A 19,807-nucleotide genomic window follows, 5' to 3' on the forward strand; every position below is an offset into this window, starting at 1 on the left:
GGGGTGTGGGTGGGGCGCTCCGGCGCCCCACCCGCAACGCACCTGTCGCGTAGTGCCGTTCAGTATTTCATTAGGTTAGGCTTACCTAAGAATCGAGGAGGGGGCGGCATGTCCGACCACCGTGAGCCCGGCGTTCCCGGGACCAGCGGATTCACCGGCAAGGTCGCGCTCGTCACCGGCGCGGGCCAGGGCATCGGCGAGGCCGTCGCCCGTACGCTGTTCCGCCTCGGTGCCACGGTCGCGGCGACGGACATCTCGGCGAAGGCCGTCACCGCGCTGGCCGCGGAACTGGACCCGGAGGCCGGGCGGGCAACGGTCTCCGGCGACGGGGCGGTCCGCGCCTACGCACTCGACGTCACCGACCCGGCGGCCGTCGAGCGGACCGCCGAGCGGATCGGCCGGGAACTCGGGCCGGTCGACATCCTGGTGAACGTGGCCGGGATCCTGCGCGCGGCACCGGTCGCGGAACTGACCGACGAGGACTGGGCGGCCACCTTCGCCGTCAACGTCCAGGGCGTCTTCTTCACCTCCCGCGCCGTCGTCCCCGGCATGGCGGCCCGCGGCTCCGGGAGCGTGATCACCGTCGCCTCGAACGCCGCCGGGATCCCCCGCACCGGCATGGCCGCGTACGCCGCCTCGAAGGCCGCAGCCGTCATGTTCACCAAGTGTCTGGGGCTGGAGTACGCGCGCAGCGGGGTGCGCTGCAACATCGTGGCCCCCGGCTCCACCGACACCCCCATGCAGTGGGGGCTCTGGAGCGACCCGCAGGCGCCCGCCCGGGTGCTGAACGGGGACCTCGCCAGCTACCGGACGGGGATTCCGCTGGGCCGGATCGCCGACCCGCAGGACATCGCGGACGCCGTCGTGTTCCTCGCCTCGGAGCAGGCGCGCCACATCACCATGCAGGACCTCTACGTGGACGGCGGAGCCACGCTGCGCTGACCCCGCGGCAGCCCCCGTCCTCCCCCGCGCACCACGCGCGATCCCCGCGCCACGCGCACCGCACCGCCCCGCACCGCACCGCCCGCAGCCGGCGACCGCCCGGCCGCACCTGCCTGCCCTCACCTGCCCCCACCCTGAAGAGGAGTCACCGTGCCGACGGTCCACCAAGTCGCCACGCCCCCCGCACCGGCCGATCCGGTGCACCCCTCCGTCGGCGCCGCCACCACGCTGCTCGACGCCTACCGCAGCGGAGCCCGGTTCCTCGCGACCCCCACCCGGACCCTGCTGGCCCAGGGCATCCGCCAGGAGGTCGCGCACTCCGCCGAACCCCTGCCGCACCGCGTCGCCCAGGCCCTGGCCGAGGCCCGGCGGGCCGGGCACCCCTACCCCGTGGTGATCGGCGCGATCCCCTTCGCCCCGGACGCCCGCGCCGCCCTCGTCGTCCCGGACTCCCTGCGCAGCGGCCCGCCGCTCGCCTCGGACCCGCTGATCGCCCTGCCCGCCGCCGGTCCGGCGCCCGCCGACTGGGCCATCGCCTCCGTCCCCGAGCCCGATGTCTACGCCAAGGGCGTGGCCTCGGCCGTGGACCGGATGTGGCAGGGCGAGTTCAGCAAGGTCGTACTGGCCCGGACCCTGGAACTCGCCTCCGACAGACCGCTGGACATACCCGCCATGGTCCAGCGGCTCGCCCGCCGTGACCCCTCCGGCTACACCTTCGCGCTCCCCACCGGCCCCGGCCGCAACCTGCTCGGCGCCAGCCCCGAGCTGCTGCTGTCCCGCCGGGGCGACCGGCTCATCTCCAACCCGCTGGCCGGGTCCACCCCGCGCAGCGCGGACCTCGCCGAGGACGTCCGCCGGGCCGCCGCCCTGCTCCGGTCCGCCAAGGACCTGCACGAGCACGCCGTCGTCGTCGACGCGGTGCACCAGGCCATGGCCCCGTACTGCACCTCCCTCGACGTCACTGAGCGCCCAACCCTGCTCCGTACGGCCACCATGTGGCACCTGTCCACCACCGTGACCGGAGTGCTCGCACAGCCCGACGTCTCCGCTCTGGAGATCGCCTCCAGCCTGCACCCGACCCCGGCCGTCTGCGGCAGTCCGACCGACGTGGCCCGCAAGGTGATCGAGGAGACCGAGCCCTTCGACCGGGGCTTCTTCACCGGCATGATCGGCTGGGAGGACGGCACCGGTGACGGCGAGTGGGTCGTCACGATCCGCTGCGCCGAGGCCGAGGACAACCGGCTGCGCCTGTACGCCGGGGCGGGGGTCGTCTCCGCGTCCGAGCCCGAGGCCGAGACCGCGGAGACCGCCGCGAAGTTCCGTACCTTCCTGCAGGCCGTCGGAGCCGAGCTGTGAGCGACTCCCACGAGGACCACGACTCCGCGGCCGCCACCTGGCGGCCCTGGCCCGCCGAGTTCGCCGAGCGCTACCGGGCGGCCGGCTGGTGGCGGGGCGAGACCTTCGGATCCGTGCTGCGGGAGCGGGCCACCGCCCACCCCGACCGGATCGCCGTCGTGGACCCGGCCGGCGGCCCGGACGGCGGCCGGCGCGCCTGGAGCTACGGCGAACTCGACGCGCGGGCCGACCGGATGGCCGCGGGTCTCACGGCGCGCGGCATCGTCCCCGGCGACAAGGTGGTCGTACAGCTGCCGAACACGGCCGAGTTCTTCGAGGTCGTCTTCGCGCTCTTCCGGATCGGCGCCCTGCCCGTCTTCGCGCTGTCGGCGCACCGCCGCACCGAGATCTCCTCCTTCTGCTCCTTCACCGGGGCCGCGGCGTACGTGATCCCCGCGGTGCACGCCGGCTACGACTACCGTGAGCTCGCCGCCGCCGTCCGCGCCGAAGTCCCCGGACTGCGCGCGGTGTTCGTCGCGGACGCCGACCCGGGTGACTTCACCGCGCTCGCCGAGGTCCCGCTGGACGTGCCCGCCGGCGGACTCGGCCCCGGGCCCGCCCCGCACGACCTGGCCTTCCTCCAGCTCTCCGGCGGCAGCACGGGTGTGCCCAAGCTGATCCCGCGCACCCACGACGACTACATCTACTCGCTGTGGGCCTCGAACGAGATCTGCGCGGTGGACGCGGACTCGGTGTACCTGGTGGCCCTGCCCGCCGCCCACAACTTCCCGCTGTCCTCGCCCGGTTCGCTGGGCGCCCTGTACGCGGGGGGCCGGGTGGTGCTGTGCCCGCAGCCGGTGCCCGACGTCGCCTTCCCGCTGATCGAGTCCGAGGGCGTGACGATCACCGGTCTGGTGCCCCCGCTGGCCCTGCTCTGGACGGAGGCCGCCGCGCGCACCGACCGGGACCTCGCCAGCCTGGACGTCTTGTTGGTGGGTGGCGCGAAGTTCAGCGAGGAGGCCGCCCGCCGGGTCCGGCCGGGCCTGGGCTGCACGCTCCAGCAGGTGTTCGGGATGGCGGAGGGGCTGGTGAACTACACCCGCCTCGACGACCCCGAGGAGACCGTCGTCACCACCCAGGGCCGGCCGATCTCCCCGGACGACGAGATCCGGATCGTCGACGACGAGGACCGCGAGGTGCTCCCCGGCGGGTCCGGCCACCTGCTGACCCGCGGCCCCTACACGATCCGCGGGTACTGGAACGCGCCCGAGCACAACGCCCGGTCGTTCACCGCGGACGGTTTCTACCGGACCGGGGACATCGTCCGGATGACGCCCACCGGGCACCTGGTCGTCGAGGGACGCGCCAAGGACCAGATCAACCGGGGCGGGGAGAAGATCGCGGCGGAGGAGGTGGAGAACCACATCCTGGCGCATCCGGCCGTCCACGACGCCAACGTGGTCGGCGAACCGGACCCCTATCTCGGCGAACGCACCTGTGCCTACGTGATCCTGCGCGAGGGCTCCGGAGAACTGCGGCCCGCCGCCGTGAAGAAGTTCGTGCGGGAGCGCGGCCTCGCGGCGTACAAGGTGCCGGACCGGGTGGAGTTCGTCGCCGCCTTCCCCAAGACCGGCGTGGGCAAGGTCTCCAAACGGGACCTGCGCACCGCCGCCCCCGCCACACCCGCCGCCCCCGCCGCCCCCGCCACCGTCCCCGTACCGCCCCATCAGCACTGAACGGATGAACCCATGGCCCTGCCCGCCATCGCCCCCTACCCGCTGCCGACCGCCGAGGAGCTGCCGGCCAACCGCGTCGGCTGGAGCGTGGATCCGGACCGCGCGGTCCTGCTCGTCCACGACCTGCAGAACTACTTCCTGTCGGCCTTCGACACGGACGCGCAGCCCGTCACCGGCATGCTCCAGCAGGTCGCGCGGCTGAAGAAGGAGGCGGGCCGGGCCGGGGTGCCCGTGTTCTACACCGCGCAGCCCGGCGGGCAGACTCCTGCCGAGCGCGGGCTCCAGCAGGACTTCTGGGGCGCCGGTCTGCCCGCCGACCCGACGGCCGCCGCGATCCCCGCCGCCGTGGCACCGGGCCCGGACGACACGGTGCTCACGAAGTGGAAGTACAGCGCCTTCGTCCGGACCGACCTCCTGGAGCGGCTGCGCGCGATGGGCCGGGACCAGCTGGTGATCACCGGCGTGTACGCCCACATCGGCGTGCTGATGACGGCCTGCGACGCCTGGATGCAGGACGTCCAGGCCTTCGTGGTCGCGGACGCCGTCGCCGACTTCTCCGCGCGCGAGCACCGGATGGCCCTGGAGTGGGCGGCGGGCCGCTGCGCCGTGGTCACCACGGCCGACCGGGTCTGCGCGCAGCTGTGAGACCGGCCTCGCTCCGGGCCCGGCCGCGGCCGGGGCCTGCCGCCGCGCACGTACCGCCCGTGTATCCCGTGCCGCTGCCGGTGGCCCTGCCCGGGCAGACCCGCGTGTGGGCGGCCTCGGTGGCGGAGAACGCCGCGGCCGCCACGGCCCGGCGGGGCGAGCTCGACCGTACCGAGTCCCTGCGGGCGGACCGTTCCAGAACAGCGGCGAGTCCTCCGCGATGTACTGCTGGGCCTTCCTGCTGCTCGTCTTCACCGGCCCGGGTGCCTTCGCCCTGGACCGACTCCTGCCCGCCCGCGGGAACCGGGCCGCGGAGACCGAGCAGCGGCCCCGGGCGGCGACCGCCTGAGGCCGTGTCCCCCGCTCTCCCTGAGCCCCGCCCCCACTTCCCCGGGGGCGGGGCTCAGGGCTGCTCAGGGCTGTTCCAGGTAGCAGGCCAGGGCGGCGCGGCTGTGCTGCAGGCCCTCGATGCGCGCGTCCATGGCGGCCAGTTCCCCGTCGAGGACGGACCGGATCTCCTCGCACCAGGCGAAGCGCACCCCCTCGCCCCGCACGCACGGCAGCACCGAGCGGATCACCTCGGTGGACAGGCCGGCCGCGAGCAGGGCGCGTACCTTGCGCACGGCGGCCACGGAGTCCGCCGTGTAGTCGCGGTATCCGTTCGTGCCGCGCTCCGCGTCGAGCAGCCCCTGCGCCTCGTAGTAGCGCAGCAGCCGGGAGCTGACGCCGGTGCGCCGGGACAGTTCGCCGATCAGCATGTGCCGTACCTCTGCATCCGGTTGACCTTCACATTGATGTCAACGTCTAACGTCGCCCCCACCGGCGGGCATTCCGCCGGCCCGACCGCGCACCGCTGGAGTGATGTTCATGACCGACCGCTCGTTCCTCTTCGTCCTCGGCAGCTCCCGTTCCGACGGGAACACCGGGATACTCGCGAGGGCGGCCGCCGAACAGTTGCCCGCCGGGGTCCGGCAGCGGTGGGTCGACCTGGCCGAATCGGCGCTGCCCGACTTCCGGGACGGGCGGCACGAGGCCGAGGGCTGGACGCCCTCGGAGAGCGAGGAGGCCCTGCGGCTGGCCACGCTGGAGGCGACCGACATCGTCATCGCCTCGCCCCTGTACTGGTACGCGCTCTCCGCGCACACCAAGCGCTACCTCGACTACTGGTCGGGCTGGCTCACGGTCCCCGGCTCGGACTTCAAGAAGCGGATGGCGGGCCGGACCCTGTGGGGTGTCACGGCCATGGCGGACCACGACGAGGCGCGCGCCGAGGGGCTGGTGACCAGTCTTCACCACACCGCGGCCTACATGCGGATGCGGTTCGGCGGGGTGCTGCTCGGCAACGGCTCCCGGCCGGGCCAGGTGCGGGACGACGAGCGGGCGGCGATCCGCGCCAAGACCTTCTTCGCGCAGGACGCCCCCCTCGCCGTGTTCCCCCGCGTGGAGCCGGCCCAGGGCGTGTCTCCCTGACGGGACGGCCGGGTTTCACGGACTCGCTGCGGTCGTTCCCGTCATGAATGCCGGCAGCGGCCGCCGGGCGAGTCGGCGGGCGGGGTGCACTGGTACACGTAGTCGCCCTGGTCGTCACTGAGGTAGCGGCCGATGCACTCGTTGGCGGTGGTCCGGCCCTTCTGCGCGCAGAAGGTGACAGCCGCCCGGCCGTCGGCGAAGGGGCCGGGGGCGTAGACCACCCAGTAGCCGGGTTTGAGGGAGGCGTAGTCCCGGCTGCGCAGCACCCGGGCCTCCGGGACGGCGGCCCGGACCGCCGCCAGCCGCCGGTCGCGGGCGGCGGTGCCGGTGCTCTCCGGCTCGGAGTGGAGCTGGGCGATCCAGCGGCCGACGCCGGGTGCCGGATCGTCACCACCGGGCACGACGGCCGCCGGGGTGCTCGGCTGCGTACCGGCCGGGGTGTCCGTCGCGCCGGGTTCGCCGGACGTACCCGCGCTGGTGCCGGAAGTCTGGGCGGGGCTCGTCGCCGCTGTGCCGACGGGGGCCGGCGTGGGAGTCGCCGAGGGCGAACCCGGTCCCGTGGAGACCACGGAGACCGTCGGTGAGACCGCGCCCCTACCGTCGTCGCGTCCGTCCGAGGCCGGCTTGAACAGGGTGTACCTGCCGACGCCGAGCAGCGCCAGGGCCGTCACGGCGGCCGCTGCGGCAAGCGCGGTGGCCTTCCGCCGGCGGTCCGGTCCGATCCCGTGCGGGACGCGGCCGTTCAGGGGGCCGATGGTGGGCAGTGCGTCCCGGGGCGTGGCCCCGTGCGCCTGGAAGGGCACGGGAGAGGGCGGTGGTGTGGCCGCCGGCGCGGGCCGGTCCGGCCGGGGGGCCGGGCCGGGCGGCAGCGGGGGCGGCGGCGGGCCGCTCCGGCCGGCGAACGGCGGCCGGTCGAGCACGGGGGAGAGATCGGGAGGGGAAGCGGGCGCCCGGTCGAGGCGGGTGGGCTCCGGCGGTACGGCGCTGCCGGTGCCCCGGGCAACGGCGGCCAGCAGCCGGTCCAGCCGCTCCGCGGAGGGCCGCGCGGCCGGGTCGCGGACCAGCAGCTCGGCCAGTACGGCGGCCAGCGGTCCGGCCCGGCGCGGTACCGGCACCGGCTCGTCGAGGACTGCGGCCAGCGTGGCCAGGGTGGTGGAGCGGCGCATCGGGCTGACACCTTCCACGCACACATACAGCATCATGCCCAGCGACCACAGGTCCGAGGCGGGCAGGTCGGCGCCGCGGATCCGCTCGGGGGCCAGGTATTCGGGGGTACCGATGACCTCACCCGTCATGGTGAGGGAGGCGGCGTCCTGGAGGGCGGCGATGCCGAAGTCGGTGAGCACGGCCGAACCGTCGGCCCGCATCAGCACGTTGGCGGGTTTCACGTCCCGGTGGCGGATCCCGGCGGCGTGCGCGGCCCGCAGTCCGGCGAGCACCTCGCGGCCGGTCCGGGCCGCCTCGGTGGGCGGCAGCGGTCCCTGCTCCAGTCGCCGGCCGAGGGAGTGGCCGGGCAGCAGCTCCATCACCAGCCAGGGGTGCTCGCCCTCGTCGACGATGTGGTGGATGGTGACCACGTTCGGATGACTGATCCGGGCCTGGGCGCGGGCCTCGCGCAGCACCCGCTCGCGCAACACCCGCCGGAATTCCGGGTCGTCCCGCCCGGCCGCCGATCGTACTTCCTTGACGGCCACTTCACGATGAAGGACGAGGTCCAGCGCTCGCCAGACCGTGCCCATCCCCCCACTGCCGAGCCGGTCGACCAGCTCGAACCGTCCGTCGATCACGTCCCCTGGCGCACTCATGGCGCAAGGCTAGGGCAGCGGTGGACGCGGTGCCCCGTAACCGGGTCGTGACCCCGCGTACGGGGCAGGTCCGTTTCCGGCCCGGCCCGGTCAGGCGGACCGGTCCAGCGAGCTGCGCACGTACGCGCCCGGGGTCTGCCCGAAGTGGCGGCGGAAGGCCAGGATGTAGCCGTTGGTGCTGACGAACCCCACCCGGGCGGCCACGGAGCTCACCAACTGGCCCTGCTCCAGCAGGCCCAGCGAGTGGTTGAGCCGGAGCCGGGTGCGCCATTCGGAGAAGGCCATGCCGGTCTCCGCGCGGAAGGCCCGGCGCAGGCTGGTCGAGCTCGTGTAGAGGTTCTCCGCCCACTCCGTCGCGGTCCGCGGGTCGCTCGGCGTCCGGGCCAGCTCCCGTGCCACGGCGCCGGCGGTGTGGCTGGTGGGCTGGGGCAGCGGCAGGCAGTTGCGGTGCCCGGCGGACAGCGCCGCGAAGACCTCCGGGGCCTCGTCCTGGGCGCAGGTGCTGCGCATCCGCCCGAGGACCAGCCTGCGCTGGGCGCCGGTGATGTTGATGGTGGTGACGTCCTGGTACGGCAGCTCGAACCGATCCGCGTCGAAGGACTCGACCGCGATGACGGAATCGGCTCCGAACCGTGCGCTGTGCGCGATGCCCGCCGGGATCCACAGGGCCACCGAGGCGGACAGCTCGTAGTCCCGGCCGAGGGCGGTGACCACGATCCGGCCGACCGGAATGTGCAGGAACTCGTGGAACTCGTGGACGTGCAGCGGGTGTCCGCCCTCGGCGATGAAGTCGTCATCGGCCATGATCACGTCCTCCGCGCGGGTCTCCTCGTTCCGCACGCTGCGCAGTCCCGTCTCGGCCACAACATCCTCCCCCTACGGCAGGGCCGTGTTCTTGACCCCTGATTGTGAGCGGTTCGCCTCCGGCATTGGACCGGACCCCGCTTTAGTAAGGCTAGCCTAACTTCCAGCTTGAGCAGGTGAGGAGCACCCGAAGACCCATGAAGCAATCGGCTTCGCCGGCCGCACCACCGACCCCGACGCCCCCGAGGCCCCGTGCCTCGCGCGGAACGGTGGTCGTGGTGCTCGCCGGCCTGATGCTGGCCGCCGTGACCATCGCGAGCATCGGCCTCGGCGCGCGTGACATATCCCCACTGGAAATCGTGCGGATCCTGCTGCACCCGGGCGCGGAGGGTTACAACGGCGACGTCCTGTGGACGGAGCGGATACCCCGCACGCTGCTCGGCCTGACCGTCGGGGCCGCCCTCGGCGCCTCCGGGCTCATCATGCAGGCACTGACGATGAACCCCCTGGCGGAGCCGGGCGTCCTCGGCGTGGAGCAGGGCGCGGCGGTGTTCGTCGTACTCGGCATCCTCTTCCTCGACACCTCCGGCGTGCAGGGCTACTTCTGGATGGCACTGACCGGCTCGGCAGTGACCGCGGTCCTCGTCTTCCTGATCGGGACCCGTACCAACGCGGGCAGCAGCACGATCGGCCTCGTCCTCGCTGGCGTCGCGGTCGCCGCGGTGATGTCCTCGCTCATCACCCTGCTCGTGGTGCGCGACGAGGCCGTCTACGCCCACCTGCGCTTCTGGTCGGTCGGCCAGCTCACCGGCCGGGGCCAGTTCCTGGGCCAGGTACTCCCGTTCGCGCTCACCGGCCTGCTGCTGGCGCTGCCCCTGGGACGCACCCTGAACCTGCTGAGCCTCGGTGACGAGACCGCCCGCGGGCTCGGTGTCCGGGTGGAGCGGGCCCGGTTGGCGAGTGCGGCCGTGGCGGTGCTGCTGTGCGCCGCCGCCACCGCGGCCGTGGGGCCGGTGGCCTTCGTCGGACTGGTCGCCGCGCACACCGCCCGGATGCTGGTGGGCGCGGACCACCGCTGGTCGCTGCCGCTGTCCATGGTCTGCGGAGCCGTCCTGCTCGTCGGCGCCGACACCGCGGGGCGGCTGGTGATCGACCACGGTGAGATCCAGGTGTCGGTGATGACCGCCCTCGTCGGCACTCCCTTCTTCGTGTGGCTCGCGCGCCGCCGCGACCTGGTCCGGATGTGAGTGACATGCCACAGACACACGCGCCGCGCACGGACGCGGCACGGAGCCCCGGGCAGGCCTCCCCCGACACCGCGGCCGCACTCAGGGCCGCCACCGTGGCCCGGCTGCGCGGTGCCCACCGGGCGGGGTTCCGCCGGGCCCGCCTCGTCGCCTGCGTCCTCGTCCTGATGCTGCTCGCACTGCTCGCCGCCTCGCTGCTGCTCGGCGGGGTCAACCGGATCCCGGCGGGCGACATCCTGCCCGCCGCCTTCGGGCTGCGCACCGGACTGGCCGATTACGTGATCTTCCGCATCCGGATGCCGCGCGCACTTGCGGCGCTGCTCGCCGGAGCCCTCTTCGGCCTCTCCGGCGCCCTGTACCAGCGGCTCATCCGCAATCCACTGGCCACCCCGGACATCGTCGGCATCTCGGCGGGCGCCGGAGCCGGCGCCACCACGATGCTGCTGTTCGCCCCGGCGGTTCCCTTCGGGACGTCCCTGGCCGGCCTCGGCGGGGCCTTCGCCCTCGTGGCGACGGTGCTCGCGCTGAGCAGGCGCGGCGGGGGCGTGGACGCGTACCGCCTGGTCCTCGTGGGCATCGGCCTGAGCGCCGTGTGCACCGCGTACGTGAACTACCTGTTCACGGTGGCCGGTCAGCACGGGATCGCGCAGGTGATGCGCTGGCTGGTCGGCAGCGTCAACGACGCCACCTGGGAAGGGGTGTCGACGCTGGCGGGCGCGCTCGCCGTGTGCGGGCTCAGCACCGCGCTGCTGGGCCGCGCCCTGGGCGGCATGGCCCTGGGCGACCAGCTCGCCCTCGGGCTGGGCACCCGGGTGGGCGCCGCCCGGATCGTGACCCTCCTGGTCGGGGCCGCGGCCGCCGCGCTCGCCACCAGCGTCACGGGCCCGATCGGATTCGTCTCGCTGATCAGCGGTCCCATCGCGATCCGGCTGGTCGGCGCCGACCGCTCCGTCGCCCTGGCCGTCCCGATCGGTGCCGTCATCGTCCTCGGCGCCGATGTCCTCGCCCAGCACGGCCCTCTGATCAGCCCGGTACCGACGGGCGTCCTCACGGCACTGCTCGGCGCCCCCTACTTCGTCTGGCTGATCCTCCGGCGCAGGCAAGGAGCCACCGCATGAGCGCACGACCCGTACTCGCCTCCCCCGACGCCGGCTTCCGGCTCGAAGCCCGCGGCATCAGCGCCGGGTACGAGCGCAAGCCGATCATCGAGGAGCTGTCCCTCGGGATCGAGCCCGGCAAGATCACCGCGCTGGTCGGCCCGAACGCCTGCGGCAAGTCGACCCTGTTGAAGTCGGTCGCCCGGCTGCTGCCCGTCGCAGCCGGCTCAGTCCTCCTCGAAGGCCAGGACATCCACGCCCTGTCCACCCGCGAGGTGGCCCGGCGCCTGGGCATCCTGCCGCAGTCGCCGATCGCCCCGGAGTCGATCACCGTCAGCGACCTCGTCTGGCGCGGCCGCCATCCGCACCGCCGGTTCGGACAGCGGCGCACGGCCGCCGACGACGAGGTCATCGCCGACGCCCTGCTGGCGACCGGTACCGCCGAGCTGATCGACCGCCCGGTCGACCAGCTCTCCGGCGGCCAGCGCCAGCGTGTGTGGATCGCCCTCGCGCTCGCCCAGGACACCCCGACACTGCTCCTGGACGAGCCCACCACCTACTTGGACATCGCCCACCAGATCGAGGTCATGGACCTCCTCGCCGACCTCAACGAGCAGGCCGGCAAGACGATCGTGCTGGTGTCCCACGACCTCAACCAGGCAGCCCTGTACGCCTCGACGATCGTCGCCATGCGCGACGGCCGGATCGTGCGCCGGGGCACTCCCGAAGAGGTGCTCACCGAGGAGACCGTGGCCGAGGTGTTCGGCCTGGACTGTCTCGTCGTCCCCCATCCCCGATCGGAGCGGCCCCAGATCTTCCCCCTGGGCCGTCGTATCCCCGCATAGGAGACACCACCATCATGTCCGTTCTGCACAGAACGCGCCGCCGTCCGGCCCGCACCGCCGCCGCCCTGACCGCGGCCGCCGCCTGCCTCGGCCTGCTCACCGCGTGCGGCGGCGAGGACTCGACCGCCGCCAAGGACAAGCCGGCCGCCGCCGGAGCCGACGCGTCCGCCGCCTTCCCCGTCTCCCTCACCAACGCGTGGGGCAAGACCGAGGTCAAGAAGAAGCCGGTGAAGGTCGCCACGGTCTCCGACGGCGACACCGCCATCGCGCTGGCCCTCGGCATCGTCCCGGTCATCATCCCTGACGTCGAGGACGGCGCCAAGGTGCCCGAGTACAAGCAGCGCGCCATCGACAAGCTCGGCGCCGGCAAGCTGAAGACCTACGACGACAGCGACGGCACCGCCTACGAGGCCATCGCGGCCGAGGCCCCCGACGTCATCCTCGGCATGAACACCTGGGAGATGGACGCGGACTACGCCAAGCTGCAGCCGATCGCCCCGGTGGTCACCTTCACCGACAAGGCACACGCCGACACCCTCACCTGGCAGGACCGGCTGAAGACGGCCGCGAAGGCCCTCGGCCTGAGCGCCAAGGCGGACGAGGTCATCGCGGCGAACGAGAAGGCCACGACGGAAGCCGCCGCCGCGCACCCCGAGTTCAAGGGCAAGGCCTACACCTACACGGTCGTCCACCCCGAACAGGTCAGCTTCATGTCCTACGCCGACCAGGACCCGGGCGTCTTCGAGAAGCTCGGCTTCACCAAGACCGACAAGGCGAAGAACTACGCGCCGAACAAGAACGCCGTGAGCCTGGAGAACCTCGACCAGCTCGACGCCGACGTCCTCCTCGTCACCTACCCCTTCGGCGACCGCGGTGTGATCAGCGCGACCGAGCTGGAGTCCAACAAGCTGTTCCAGTCGCTGGACGCGGTCAAGACCAAGCACTTCACGGTCATCCCCTCGGACAACTCGCTGTCCTCGGCCATCGCCTACCCGGACGCGCTGAGCGCCCCGTGGGTGGTCGAGCAGCTCACCCCGCTCCTCGCGAAGGCCGTCGCCGGTCAGTGACCCCTGCTGCCACGCGGCCCGCGGGCGGACCCGTCTCCCTCAGGAGCCGGGCCCGCCGGGGTCGGTCCCGCCGGGGTCGGTCCCGCCGGGGTCGGTCCCGCCGACGGATCCGGGAGATGGCGGATCAGGACACCCCCTAGTGGTGCCAGGCGTGGCCTCCGGTGTTGTGGATGAACCGCTGCAGGACCTTGAGCGTGATCACGTACTCCTCGTCCGAGATGTCCCGGTGCCGCTCCTGCCACAGCTCCGCCTGAGTCGCGGCCATCCGGGCGTGGAAGTCCTTTCCCTCTGCGGTGAGTTCGAGGTGTCCGTCCCTGTCCTGCATGACCCAGCCCCGGCCGACGGTGGCGTCGATCTCCTCGCCGAGGTCGTCGATGCCCACGGCCGCGTAGCCGCTCAGCACGCCCGTCACACCGTCGCGGGTCGGCGGCACCTCGGCCCTCGCGATCCGGTCCAGGATCCATGCCTGCGGCTGGGTGGTGCCGATTCCGGCGAGGACGGCTCTGATACGGGTGACGACCGCGTCGGAGGCGGCCCAGCTCCAGTAGCCGATGGGCTGCCGGACCAGTTCGGCGTCGTTGTGCGAGTACTCCATGGCGGATCCGCTCCGTTCGCTCTCTTCGAGATCACCTGCGCACAACACCGTAGGATCTCAAGCGCACTTGAGGTCCATCCCTCAGGGACGGATTGTGCGGGGAGCCGGCCGGCCAGGCCCTCGAAGCGGTGGAAGCGTCCGGCACCGGTGTCGGAGCCTGCGCAGCGGATCGTGGAACCGGGCGTCCGGATTGCGCGCGGGGTGGCAGTGCCGTGGTCCGCGGGTTGGATACGGGGCGCGCGGAGCGCCGTAGCGTGGCCGCATGCCGGATCTGCCGGACGGATGTGAAGGAGCAACTCGGATGTCCACCCGTAGTCCCCGCTCGGTCGTCACCTTCCCCATCGTGCTCAGGGAGCTGACGGTGCTGCGTGTCTCGGACGTCACGCCCGGGATGCGGCGGGTGACCCTGGGCGGCCCTCAGCTGCACGCCTTCGAGCATGCCGGCCTGTCCCTCCCGCCGCTGCGCACGGAGGGCTTCGACGACCATGTGAAGTTCTTCTTCGCGGAGGAGGGCCGGGAGCCGGTGCTGCCCCGGCAGAACGTGAGCAGCCTGGACTGGCCCTCGGAGGGCCGGCCGATCTCCAAGGACTACACGCCGGTGCGGTTCGACCCGGTGGCCGGGGAGATCGACTTCGACTTCGTCCGGCACGACGGCGGGATCGCCTCGTCGTGGGCGCAGCAGGCCGCTCCGGGCCAGGTGACCTGGATCGCCGGGCCGAAGATGTCGCACGGCCACCCCGAGGGCGCGGACTGGCTGCTGGTGATCGGCGACGAGACGGCGCTGCCCGCGATCGGCCGCTGGCTCGACGAGATGCCCGAAGGGACCCGGGCCCGGGTGTTCATCGAGGTCGGCGAGGAGAGCCACCGCCAGGAACTGCCGACGCGCGCGGAGGCCGAGGTCACCTGGCTGGTGCGCGCGGGCACGGCGGCCGGGCGCAGCGATCTGCTGGAGCGCGCGGTGCGGGACATGGAGTGGCTGCCGGGCACGGTGTTCGTCTGGGCGGCCGGGGAGGCCGTCACGCTCAAGGGCATCCGGCGGCACCTGTCGGTGGACCGGGGCGTTTCGCGCGAGCAGACGCACATCACCGGCTACTGGCGGCGGGCCGAGGTCGCGCCCGGCCTCGCCGAGCCCGCCGATCCCGATGTCCTGGAGGGCGAGGACGCGCACGGCCGGCTCCACGAACTGACCGACCTGGCGCCGGGGCTCGCGATCCGCGTGGCCGTCACCCTGGGCCTGGTCGACCTCGTCTACCAGGGCGTACGGGAGCCCGCTGAGCTGGCGCGGCGCAGCGGGACCGAGCCGCGCCCGCTCGGCGCGCTGCTGAAGTACCTCGTGGAGATCGAGGTGTTCGCGGTGGCGGACGACGGGTACCGGCTGACCCCGGTGGGCGAGGAACTGGTCGAGGACGACCACTCGTTGGAGGAGTACGACCTGCGCGGCGCCCAGGCAGCCTTCGACCTGTCGCTGGCGGGGCTCGCCGAGCGGCTGCGGTCGGGGGCGAACGGCTGCCGGACGGCGTCCGGTGAAACGCTGGCGGAGGCGCTGCACACCGATGTGCGCCTCGGCGGTTCGGCGCGTACCGCGATCGAGGACGAGGCCCGCTGGGTCTCGACCGGGGTGGCCGGCGCCTACGACTGGTCGGCGGTGGACGTCCTCGGCGCGTCGGGCAACGGTGCCGGCACGGTCGTCAACGCGCTCGTCAGGGAGTTCCCCGGGCTGCGGGTGCGGCTCGCCGCCCTGCCGTCGGTGCTGGGTGTCCTGGGCGGGCAGATCCTCGATCCGGAGGTGCTGCCCCGGGTGGAACTCGTACCGCAGACCCACCCGGTGCCGTCAGGAGCGGGGACGCTGCTGCTGTGCCGGCTGCTGGAGTGGCTGCCGGACGAGGACGCGGTGCTGACCCTGGCCGAGGCGGCGGCCGCGCTGCCGGCCGACGGCGCCCTGGTGCTGGTCGAGCAGGTCGAGGCGGCCGACCCGGACGACATCGACGCCGTCCTGCACCACCTGCGGCTCACGGCGGCGTTCGGCTCCGGGCTGCGCTCGGTGAAGGACGTGACCGCGCTGGCGGAGCGGGCCGGGCTCGCGGTGCGCGCCTGCCGTGACGTCGGCTGGGACCACCGCCTGTGGGTGCTCGCCCCGACCGTCTGACCCCGGACGCGGCGTGCCGCCCGGCCGGGCACGGCATCGATATGACCGGTTTGTGCGACGCTGTGGTCATGATGTCTGAGGTCACGGCCGCGGCCTGGGCCGGGCAGCAGGTCGCCGCGGTCCGCGATGACCCCGCCGGGCGGATGGCCTTGATGGAGCGTTGCTACTACGGCCCGTTCGGCAAGGCGCCCCGGCACCTGCCGTTCCGCCGGGCGGCGATGTCGTTCATGCGCTGGCAGGTGCGGCGGGGCGTGCTGCGGCCGGCGTCCACCGACCGGCCCGGCAGTCCGTGGTGGCGGGCGGTGAACGAACGGATCCTTCGCGACGGCTGCGAGGCGGTGGGCCTGAGCGGCGGGCTTCCCGGGCCCGCCTCCTCGCGCACGGCGGACCGCTGGCTGTCCTTCGCCGACCACCCCACGGCCCGGGCCTGGTACCGGGCACACAACGGGAGCGTGGTCGCCGCCTACCTAGAGCACCGCGACCTCGCGGAGGCGGAGAACGAGACCGAGCGGTTCTTCATGAACGTCGTCCTCTGCCGCGTCCTCTACGCGCACGCCCTCGTCGCGGCGCCTCGTATCGCCCTCGGCCGGCTGCGTCCGCTCGCCCCGTTCCTCGGCGATCCGAGGGTGGAGATGACCGGGATCTTCTTGCAGCTGTCCCGCGTGCTCCCCGACGAGTACCCGCTCCACGACACGGTGCGGTCCCACCTCGACAGGGAGATCGGATTCGGCCGCCTCCTCGACTTCGGCGTGATCGTGCCGAGACTGCAGCAGCTCTACGAGTGGTCGGCCCACGAACTCGAAGCGCCCGGCCTGCTCGACTGCGTCCGCGACGGATCCCCGGTCTACGCGTGGTCCTTCGACGACCGCCACGTCTGGCGGCCCCCGGACTCATTCGCCCTCCGGCTGATCCACCGCGCCCTCCCGCCCGCACAACTCCCCCCGTTGCAGTAGCACTTGACGACGGCGCGGTGCGGATGCCGGTAGGAGACGCCGGCGGGAAAGCCTGCTCTCCGCTCCGCGCATTGCACCACTGGCCTCACGCGTTCGCGACGGCGCGTGATCCGCAGCACGGCCATGGCGTGGACGAGCACCATGGGGACGTCGAGGGCTACGGCCAGCCGGTCCATGTCGGCGGCGGTGTCCTCGGATGCGAACGCGCCGGCGAACGCGGCCGCGATGCTCATGACCACCGCGTTGTTGAGGATGTGCAGGGCGATGACTGCTTCCAGTCCGCCCGTACGGATGGTCAGCCAGCCCGTCACCGCGCCGAATACGACCAGGTCTACGCGTCTTGTCGTGCGGGGGCGGCGCGCCGGGGCCCGGGTGCGGCGGGTTCGGGCAGGGTGCGGAAGAGGAGCCAGCTCAGGGCGGGCATGGCGATCAGGGGGGTGAGGGCTGTCTGCAGGGAGGTGGAGTCGGCCAGGTGTCCCAGCAGGGGGCTGACGAGGCCGCCGACGCTGACGGTGAGGCCGAGGGTGACCCCGCTGGCGCTGCCGATCCGGGAGGGCAGGTAGTCCTGGCCGAGGGTGACCTGGAGGGAGAAGGGGACGTACAGGCCGGCGGAGGTGAGGGCCACGAAGAGGAACATGGCCGGGCCGGGCGTATGGATCACTCCGATGACGGCGGCGATCGAGAGCAGGTAGGACCAGCGGGAGACACGGACACGGTCGTAGCGGTTGGCCAGCGACCCGCCCAGGACCGAACCGACTGCCCCGCCCAGGAACAGCAGGAACAGGGCGACGGTTCCCGCGGTGGCGCTGCCCTGCATGCGCTGCTGGGCGAAGAGAGAGATGAAGGTGCTCAGGCCGGTGAAGACGATGGAGCGGAAGACGACCGCCAGGGACAGCTTCACGAACGAGGCCACATCGTCGGCGCCCCGGGCCGTCGACGTCTTGGACGTGCCGGCCTGAGGCCGGCCGAGCATCCGGAGCACGGGCACGCACAGGGCGGCGCCGGCGAGCGCGGGCAGGGCCAGGACCGGTGTCCAGCGCAGCGAGCCGTGTCCGATCGCGGCCGACACCAGGAGCGGGGCGAGCGCGAAGCCGATGTTGCCGCCGAGGGAGAACCAGGCCATCGCGCTGTGGCTGCCCCGGCTGGCCAGCCGGGCCACGCGGGCGGACTCCGGGTGGTAGGCGGCCACCCCGATCCCGGAGACCGCGACGAAGACCAGGGTGAGGCCGTAGGAGCCACTCAGGCCGCTCAACGCGATGCCCACGCCGCCCAGCAAGGTGCTGACCGGCAGCAGCCACGGCATCGCCCACCGGTCGGTGAGCGCGCCGAACACCGGCTGGGCCACCGACGACAGCAGGGACGCGGCCAGCACGATGCCGGAGGCGACCGCGTAGGTGTAGTCCCGTTCGGCCACGAAGAAGGGGATCAGCGCCGCGACGGCACCCTGGTAGATGTCGACGCAGGCGTGCCCTACGGCCAGCAGGGAGATCAATGGATTCTTTCGCACCCGTCCCATGCTGGGAGAACCACCCGGCGTCCCGCTTTCGATAGATTGCCAGGTGATGCAGAAAATCCGCCACACGCCTCTCGCGCCGACCCGGACCCAACGTCTCGCGTCCGGCGGCGAGATCGATGCGCACCGCCACGACGACCACCAGATCGCCTACGCCGGCCAGGGCACCATCGCGGTGATCACCGACGCCGGCTCCTGGGTCGCCCCCGCCACCCGCGCGATCTGGATCCCCGCCGGCACCGTCCACCAGCACCGGGCCCACGGCGAACTCGACCTCCACCTCGTCGGCCTGCCCGCCACGGAGAATCCCCTCGGCCTCGGCAAACCGGCCGTGCTCGCCGTCAGCCCCCTCCTGCGCGAACTCATCGTCGCCTACACCCGCGACCCCGAGAACGACAGCCCGCCCCACCTGCGCCTGCGTGCCGTCATGCTCGACCGGCTCAAGACCTCTCCCGAGGAGCCCCTGCACCTGCCGGCCCCCGCCGACCCGCTGCTCCGAGAACTGCACGGCCTCCTGCGCGCCGACCCGGCGGACAACCGCTCACTCGACGAACTCGGCCGGCAGATCGGCGCCAGCGCCCGCACGCTCTCCCGACGCCTCCGCGACGACCTCGGTCTGACCTACCCCCAGTGGCGCACCCAGATCAGGCTCCACCACTCCCTGATCCTCCTGGCCGACAACACCCCCGTCACCACCGTCGCCCACCGCTGCGGCTGGTCATCCGCCAGCACCTTCATCAGCGTCTTCCGCCGCACGTTCGGCCACACCCCCGGATCCCGCCCCGCCACCTGATGCAGGGCCCAGCCGGCGCACGCGCCGACAAGACACCCCCTGGTGCTGTGACCGGGAAGGTTCACCTGGTCTCAGCACTAGGACGCGTCGGTGTAGCGCAGCCAGGCTGTCAGGGCGGCATGGAGTTCGGCGGCGGCCGCGCGGTCCAGGGTCTGCTCGGCCCGTTCGGTATGGAGGCGCACGCCGTCTCCCGCGACGGCCCAGCCGACTTCCAACTGCCGCTCGGGGGTGAGTACCTGGCGGTGTGTGAGAGCGCGCAGCATCGTCTGCGCCCGTGGCGAGAGCGGCCGTTCCGGTCCTGGCCGGCCCTGCGCCGCGGCCGGTGCCGGGCGCCGGGGCGGGCCGACTACCGCCTGGAACTGGCGGATCGCCTCTTCCAGAGAACCGGCCGGACGGTGAACGGCACCGAGAAAGGCGTCGGTCAGCCTCTGCTGCGGCAGCCGCGCCCGGCCCTGCAGCACGGCGGGAAGGTCCTCCTCGACCGCCAGGGACGTGACGCCGGGTGGAATCAGCTCGCGCGTGAGGCCGTGCCTGAGGCATTCGTCGTGCTGCTCGCGCAGCGACCGGATCGGCCTGGCCAGTGGCTGCTCACCCGCGAGCCTCGGTGCGGACGGGTTGCCGATCACCGGCGAGACCTCGGGCCGGACCAGCACCGGCCGCTTCCCGTACGGGCCCGCCGACCGGTACAGCACGCCGGCCTGCGAGACGAACACGGTCACCTGACGGCCTCGGCGGTCGCAACCCAGCCGGAACCCCACCACCGTCGTCGGCATGCGCAGCCCCGTTCCGCCCGGTCCGGTACGCCGTTCGCAAC

The 19,807-nt window shown here is 73.0% G+C and carries 18 protein-coding genes and 1 pseudogene; 13 read left to right on the forward strand and 6 right to left on the reverse strand.

Annotation, left to right across the window (positions count from 1 at the left end):
* The first annotated feature begins 108 nt into the window (after positions 1-108).
* From ACFY04_RS17970 to ACFY04_RS17990, 5 genes and pseudogenes are all read left to right on the forward strand, one after another.
* Positions 109-942: a 2,3-dihydro-2,3-dihydroxybenzoate dehydrogenase gene (locus ACFY04_RS17970; RefSeq protein WP_389117728.1), complete on the forward strand. Its 834-nt coding sequence runs from the start codon at positions 109-111 to the stop codon at positions 940-942.
* A 150-nt stretch (positions 943-1,092) separates the two neighbouring features.
* Positions 1,093-2,298 (forward strand): isochorismate synthase DhbC, encoded by a 1,206-nt coding sequence (gene dhbC, locus ACFY04_RS17975; RefSeq protein ID WP_389117729.1) that lies wholly within the window; start codon positions 1,093-1,095, stop codon positions 2,296-2,298.
* Positions 2,295-4,013 (forward strand): (2,3-dihydroxybenzoyl)adenylate synthase, encoded by a 1,719-nt coding sequence (locus tag ACFY04_RS17980; RefSeq protein WP_389117730.1) that lies wholly within the window; start codon positions 2,295-2,297, stop codon positions 4,011-4,013. Before dhbC ends, ACFY04_RS17980 begins: the two co-directional genes overlap by 4 nt.
* A gap of 12 nt (positions 4,014-4,025) precedes the next feature.
* Entirely contained in the window at positions 4,026-4,658 is a 633-nt protein-coding gene (locus ACFY04_RS17985) for an isochorismatase family protein (protein WP_389117731.1), read from the forward strand.
* A 190-nt stretch (positions 4,659-4,848) separates the two neighbouring features.
* A pseudogene (locus tag ACFY04_RS17990) lies at positions 4,849-5,007 on the forward strand (DoxX family protein); the annotation flags it as partial.
* A gap of 64 nt (positions 5,008-5,071) precedes the next feature.
* Here ACFY04_RS17990 and ACFY04_RS17995 read toward each other — a convergent pair.
* A complete protein-coding gene (locus ACFY04_RS17995; RefSeq protein ID WP_389117733.1) occupies positions 5,072-5,416 on the reverse strand; it encodes a MerR family transcriptional regulator in 345 nt (114 codons plus the stop codon).
* 109 nt (positions 5,417-5,525) lie between these two features.
* Here ACFY04_RS17995 and ACFY04_RS18000 point away from each other — a divergent pair, with 109 nt between their 5' ends.
* Positions 5,526-6,128, forward strand: a complete 603-nt coding sequence (locus ACFY04_RS18000) for a flavodoxin family protein (RefSeq protein ID WP_389117735.1) — start codon at positions 5,526-5,528, stop codon at positions 6,126-6,128.
* A 41-nt stretch (positions 6,129-6,169) separates the two neighbouring features.
* On the opposite strand, the gene ACFY04_RS18005 is transcribed toward ACFY04_RS18000, so the two are convergent.
* Together ACFY04_RS18005 and ACFY04_RS18010 are read right to left on the reverse strand one after the other, a co-directional pair.
* On the reverse strand, positions 6,170-7,933 hold the full coding sequence (locus ACFY04_RS18005; protein ID WP_389117737.1) for a protein kinase: 1,764 nt from the start codon (positions 7,931-7,933) through the stop codon (positions 6,170-6,172).
* A gap of 90 nt (positions 7,934-8,023) precedes the next feature.
* Complete coding sequence (locus ACFY04_RS18010; RefSeq protein WP_389117740.1) at positions 8,024-8,797, reverse strand: helix-turn-helix domain-containing protein; 774 nt, start codon at positions 8,795-8,797, stop codon at positions 8,024-8,026.
* Positions 8,798-8,934: 137 nt separating this feature from the next.
* Between ACFY04_RS18010 and ACFY04_RS18015 the strand changes: the two genes are divergently transcribed.
* Genes ACFY04_RS18015 through ACFY04_RS18030 form a run of 4 tightly spaced genes read left to right on the forward strand, consistent with a single transcriptional unit; the run spans position 8,935 to position 12,993 of the window.
* On the forward strand, positions 8,935-9,984 hold the full coding sequence (locus ACFY04_RS18015) for a FecCD family ABC transporter permease (protein ID WP_389117743.1): 1,050 nt from the start codon (positions 8,935-8,937) through the stop codon (positions 9,982-9,984).
* Positions 9,985-9,989: 5 nt separating this feature from the next.
* On the forward strand, positions 9,990-11,102 hold the full coding sequence (locus tag ACFY04_RS18020; RefSeq protein WP_389117745.1) for a FecCD family ABC transporter permease: 1,113 nt from the start codon (positions 9,990-9,992) through the stop codon (positions 11,100-11,102).
* Entirely contained in the window at positions 11,099-11,926 is an 828-nt protein-coding gene (locus tag ACFY04_RS18025) for an ABC transporter ATP-binding protein (protein ID WP_389117746.1), read from the forward strand. Before ACFY04_RS18020 ends, ACFY04_RS18025 begins: the two co-directional genes overlap by 4 nt.
* Positions 11,927-11,940: 14 nt before the next feature.
* Complete coding sequence (locus ACFY04_RS18030; RefSeq protein ID WP_389117748.1) at positions 11,941-12,993, forward strand: ABC transporter substrate-binding protein; 1,053 nt, start codon at positions 11,941-11,943, stop codon at positions 12,991-12,993.
* A 136-nt stretch (positions 12,994-13,129) separates the two neighbouring features.
* Here the strand turns inward: ACFY04_RS18030 and ACFY04_RS18035 are convergent, their stop codons facing one another.
* Positions 13,130-13,588 (reverse strand): MarR family transcriptional regulator, encoded by a 459-nt coding sequence (locus tag ACFY04_RS18035; protein WP_389117750.1) that lies wholly within the window; start codon positions 13,586-13,588, stop codon positions 13,130-13,132.
* A gap of 301 nt (positions 13,589-13,889) precedes the next feature.
* On the opposite strand from ACFY04_RS18035, the gene ACFY04_RS18040 reads away from it, so the two are divergent.
* Together ACFY04_RS18040 and ACFY04_RS18045 are read left to right on the forward strand one after the other, a co-directional pair.
* On the forward strand, positions 13,890-15,734 hold the full coding sequence (locus ACFY04_RS18040) for an SIP domain-containing protein (RefSeq protein WP_389117751.1): 1,845 nt from the start codon (positions 13,890-13,892) through the stop codon (positions 15,732-15,734).
* 68 nt (positions 15,735-15,802) lie between these two features.
* Positions 15,803-16,687: a hypothetical protein gene (locus ACFY04_RS18045; protein WP_389117752.1), complete on the forward strand. Its 885-nt coding sequence runs from the start codon at positions 15,803-15,805 to the stop codon at positions 16,685-16,687.
* Positions 16,688-17,018: 331 nt separating this feature from the next.
* Here the strand turns inward: ACFY04_RS18045 and ACFY04_RS18050 are convergent, their stop codons facing one another.
* On the reverse strand, positions 17,019-18,194 hold the full coding sequence (locus ACFY04_RS18050) for an MFS transporter (RefSeq protein WP_389117754.1): 1,176 nt from the start codon (positions 18,192-18,194) through the stop codon (positions 17,019-17,021).
* A 55-nt stretch (positions 18,195-18,249) separates the two neighbouring features.
* On the opposite strand from ACFY04_RS18050, the gene ACFY04_RS18055 reads away from it, so the two are divergent.
* Complete coding sequence (locus ACFY04_RS18055; protein ID WP_389117756.1) at positions 18,250-18,993, forward strand: AraC family transcriptional regulator; 744 nt, start codon at positions 18,250-18,252, stop codon at positions 18,991-18,993.
* 77 nt (positions 18,994-19,070) lie between these two features.
* On the opposite strand, the gene ACFY04_RS18060 is transcribed toward ACFY04_RS18055, so the two are convergent.
* Positions 19,071-19,766, reverse strand: coding sequence for a hypothetical protein (locus tag ACFY04_RS18060; protein ID WP_389117757.1), 696 nt, complete (start codon positions 19,764-19,766; stop codon positions 19,071-19,073).
* Between the last annotated feature and the right edge of the window lie 41 nt (positions 19,767-19,807).

It is taken from the genome of Streptomyces sp. NPDC001549, from assembly GCF_042894025.1.
In the GTDB taxonomy this organism is placed as follows: Bacteria; Actinomycetota; Actinomycetes; order Streptomycetales; family Streptomycetaceae; genus Streptomyces; species Streptomyces kutzneri.

Bases quoted from the DNA above. Each gene is read 5' to 3' on its own strand.
- ACFY04_RS18020 (WP_389117745.1), top strand. From the start codon at position 9,990: ATGCCACAGACACACGCGCCGCGCACGGACGCGGCACGGAGCCCCGGG.
- ACFY04_RS18000 (WP_389117735.1), top strand. From the start codon at position 5,526: ATGACCGACCGCTCGTTCCTCTTCGTCCTCGGCAGCTCCCGTTCCGAC.
- ACFY04_RS18035 (WP_389117750.1), bottom strand. From the start codon at position 13,588: ATGGAGTACTCGCACAACGACGCCGAACTGGTCCGGCAGCCCATCGGC.
- ACFY04_RS18060 (WP_389117757.1), bottom strand. From the start codon at position 19,766: ATGCCGACGACGGTGGTGGGGTTCCGGCTGGGTTGCGACCGCCGAGGC.
- ACFY04_RS18045 (WP_389117752.1), top strand. From the start codon at position 15,803: ATGATGTCTGAGGTCACGGCCGCGGCCTGGGCCGGGCAGCAGGTCGCC.
- ACFY04_RS17985 (WP_389117731.1), top strand. From the start codon at position 4,026: ATGGCCCTGCCCGCCATCGCCCCCTACCCGCTGCCGACCGCCGAGGAG.
- ACFY04_RS17995 (WP_389117733.1), bottom strand. From the start codon at position 5,416: ATGCTGATCGGCGAACTGTCCCGGCGCACCGGCGTCAGCTCCCGGCTG.
- ACFY04_RS17970 (WP_389117728.1), top strand. From the start codon at position 109: ATGTCCGACCACCGTGAGCCCGGCGTTCCCGGGACCAGCGGATTCACC.
- ACFY04_RS18040 (WP_389117751.1), top strand. From the start codon at position 13,890: ATGTCCACCCGTAGTCCCCGCTCGGTCGTCACCTTCCCCATCGTGCTC.
- ACFY04_RS18030 (WP_389117748.1), top strand. From the start codon at position 11,941: ATGTCCGTTCTGCACAGAACGCGCCGCCGTCCGGCCCGCACCGCCGCC.
- ACFY04_RS18005 (WP_389117737.1), bottom strand. From the start codon at position 7,933: ATGAGTGCGCCAGGGGACGTGATCGACGGACGGTTCGAGCTGGTCGAC.
- ACFY04_RS18025 (WP_389117746.1), top strand. From the start codon at position 11,099: ATGAGCGCACGACCCGTACTCGCCTCCCCCGACGCCGGCTTCCGGCTC.
- ACFY04_RS18015 (WP_389117743.1), top strand. From the start codon at position 8,935: ATGAAGCAATCGGCTTCGCCGGCCGCACCACCGACCCCGACGCCCCCG.
- ACFY04_RS18055 (WP_389117756.1), top strand. From the start codon at position 18,250: ATGCAGAAAATCCGCCACACGCCTCTCGCGCCGACCCGGACCCAACGT.